At 68.0% G+C, this 3,253-nt stretch carries 2 protein-coding genes; both read left to right on the forward strand.

Annotation, left to right across the window (positions count from 1 at the left end; translation table 11 throughout):
• Window positions 1-1,846: condensation domain-containing protein (locus tag EBH09_RS01235; protein WP_238697130.1), on the forward strand; the 1,846-nt coding region annotated here is incomplete at its 5' end.
• On the forward strand, window positions 1,846-3,253 hold a 1,408-nt coding region (locus EBH09_RS01240; RefSeq protein ID WP_238697131.1), incomplete at its 3' end, for a condensation domain-containing protein. The genes EBH09_RS01235 and EBH09_RS01240, both read left to right, overlap by 1 nt.

Here is a 3,253-nt window from a genome sequence, read left to right on the forward strand (position 1 = left end):
CGACCGCAAGGCACTTCCCGCCCCTGACTACGGCTCCTCCGCAACGGGCGGTAAGCCTCGGGGCGAGCGGGAGAAGCTGCTCGCGCGACTGTTCGCGGAAACACTGCGGCTGGACGCGGTGGGCGTCGAGGACCGGTTCTTCGACCTCGGCGGCGACAGCATCATGTCCATCCAGCTTGTCTCACGGGCGCGTGCCAAGGGAATCACCATCACGGTCCGCGACGTGTTCGAACACCAGTCCGTCGCCGCGCTGGCACAGGTCACCGCGGACACCGACAGTACGGCCTCGGTGCTTCCGGATATCGATCCGGCGGGCCCGGTACCGCTGACTCCGGTGATGCACGAGTTCCTGGAACGTGGGGGTCCCATCGCGGAGTACAACCAGTCCATCGTGGTCGCCACGCCGCCCAGCGCCACGTCGGAAACCCTCACCTGTGCCCTGCAGGCCCTGCTGGACCGGCACGACAGCCTGCGGCTGCGGCTGACGGAGTCCCCCGACGGCTGGGACATGGACGTCCTGCCGTCCGGTGCGGTGCGGGCCGCCGACCACCTCACCCGCATCGACGCGACCCACCACACCACCCCCGAAACACTCCAGAGCCTCATCGCCCACCACGCCCCCCAAGCCCGCACCCGTCTCAATCCCCACCGCGCCCACAACCTCCACGCCCTCTACTTCGACCACGGCCCCGACCAGCCGGCCCACCTGGTCCTCATCGCCCACCACCTCGTCATCGACGGCGTCTCCTGGCGTATCCTCCTCAGCGACCTCGCCACATTCCATGGCGCCGATGCCGCCCAGGCCACCCACGCCCCCGAGGCCGACGCCGCCGCGTCAGACGCGGACGTGGACGCGGCGCACCAACCGGAACTCCCCGCCGTCCACACGCACTGGCGCCAGTGGGCCACAGTTCTTGGACGTCACGCCGAGACCGCCCACGAGAACGAGGCCGAGTTCTGGTCGCAGCTGCCGACCGACACGTCCTCGCTTGCGCTCACCCCGGGCCGGGACACGTACGCGACAGTCCGCCGGCACAGTGTCCGCCTCGGGACGGCTGTGACCGGCGCCCTGCTGACCCAGGCCCCTGGCCTCTACAACACGACGATCACTGATGTGCTGCTCAGCGCGTTCACGGTCGCCGTCATGGACTGGCGTCGCTCGCACCCCCACATCGATCGACCGGGCCAGCCGGTCGTGCTGGACCTGGAGACACACGGCCGACATGAGGAGCTGCTGCCAGGCGCCGATCTCACCCGCACCACGGGATGGTTCACCAACGTTCACCCCCTGTGGTTCCGTCCGCACATCACCGACTGGGCCGATGTGTGGCACGGGGGGCCAGCCCTTGGCCGGGTCGTGAAGGAGGTCAAGGAGCAGCGCGGCGCCGTCCCGGAACATGGCATCGGCTACGGACTCCTGCGCTACCTCAGCCCACGGACGGCACCACGGCTCGCGCAGCAGCCCGCTCCGCCATACGCGTTCAACTACCTCGGCCGGGTGGCCAGCGGCGCCGACGACGTCCCCTGGAGCATCACCGGGAGCGGCGTAGCGGGCACCCATCCCGACACCCCGCTCAGCCATCCCGTCTCGCTCAGTGCCGTGACCCTCGACACGGACAACGGCCCGGAACTTCACACCGCCTGGAGCTACGCCAGTGACCTGATCGGTGATGAGGAGATCGAGCAGCTGGCGGCGAACTGGACTCGCGCCCTCGAAGCGCTGGCCGCACACACCCGGCGTGAGGACGCAGGCGGCCTCACCCCGTCGGACATCACATACAGCGGACTCGGGCAGGCAGAAATCGATGATTTCGAGGCCGAGTTCGCACTTGAGGAGGACTTCTGATGACTACGCAGTCCCGCGGCAAGATCGAGGACATTCTTCCGCTGTCGCCTCTCCAGGAGGGCCTCCTATTCCACCAGATGGCCGGCAGCGACGGGCTGGACATCTACACGGGTCAGTCGGCCTTCGACCTGGAGGGTGATGTCGACACTGCGGCCTTGCGGGCGGCGGCTCAGACGCTACTCCACCGGCACACCAATCTTCGAGCCGCGTTCCGGCAGCGTAAGTCGGGGGAATGGGCCCAGCTCATTCTCCGCGACGTGAAAGCTCCCTGGGCGGAGTTCGATCTCTCCGATCTGCCGGTGGACGCGCGGGAAGCCGAGGCTCTGCGCATCGCGGAGGAAGCCCGCTGGGCTCCGTTCGACCCGTCACGACCGCCTCTCCTGCGGTTCACACTGCTTCACCTGGGCGGCCAGCGGCACCGGTTCCTGATGACCCACCACCATCTGCTGCTCGACGGATGGTCGATGCCCATTCTGATCCGAGAGCTGCTGTCGCTCTACATTGCCGGAGGTGACGCCGGGCTGCCGCGTCCACGCCCGTACCGCGGCTACCTGTCCTGGCTCGAACAGCGCGATCACGACACCGCCCGCGAGGCCTGGACCGCCGCGCTGGGCACGCTCGACACTCCCACCCTGCTCGCACCGGACCCGGGCCCTGTCACCAGCCCGCCCCAGCGGCTCTCCTTCTCGCTCGATCAGGCCACCACCGACCAGCTCACCCGCCGGGCCAGATCGACCGATCTCACCGTCAACACGATGGTGCAGGGCGCCTGGGCACTCACCCTTTCCCAGGCGCTGAACCGCACCGACATCACCTTCGGCACCCCAGTCTCCGGACGGCCTCCGGAAGTACCCGGCATCGAGACCATGCTCGGGCTGTTCGTCAACACCCTGCCGCTGCACACCCGGATACCGCTCGACCAGCCCATCGCTCAGTACCTGCGAGACATTCAGACGCAGCAGACAGAGCTCCTTGATCACCAGTGGACCGGGCTGGCCGACATCCAGCGGTGGACCGGGCACAAGCAGCTTTTCGACTCCTTGATGACCTTCGAGAACTTCCCGGTTGACCCGTCCGATCTCACCATGTCCCTGGACGGCGCAAACCTCCGCGTCACCAACTCGTCAGTCAACGCCGGCACCCACTTTCCCCTTGCCCTCGGTGCCTTCATGCGCGGTTCCGAACTCGGCTTCCGCATTGACCACCGTCCCGACCTGCTGAGCTCCGACTTCGCCGAGGAGGTCAAGGCACGCTTCCTACGCATCCTGGATGCCATCGCCGAGGATCCGGGTCGTCTGGTGGGTCAGCTTGAGCTGCTGCTGGACCCGGCCGAGCGGCACCGGGTGCTGGAGGAGTGGAACGGTCAGCCCACCAGTGGCGGGCCGTCGCCGGTGGGCGTGGTGGCGT

Source organism: Streptomyces sp. E2N166, assembly GCF_003671715.1.
GTDB lineage: Bacteria > Actinomycetota > Actinomycetes > Streptomycetales > Streptomycetaceae > Streptomyces > Streptomyces thinghirensis.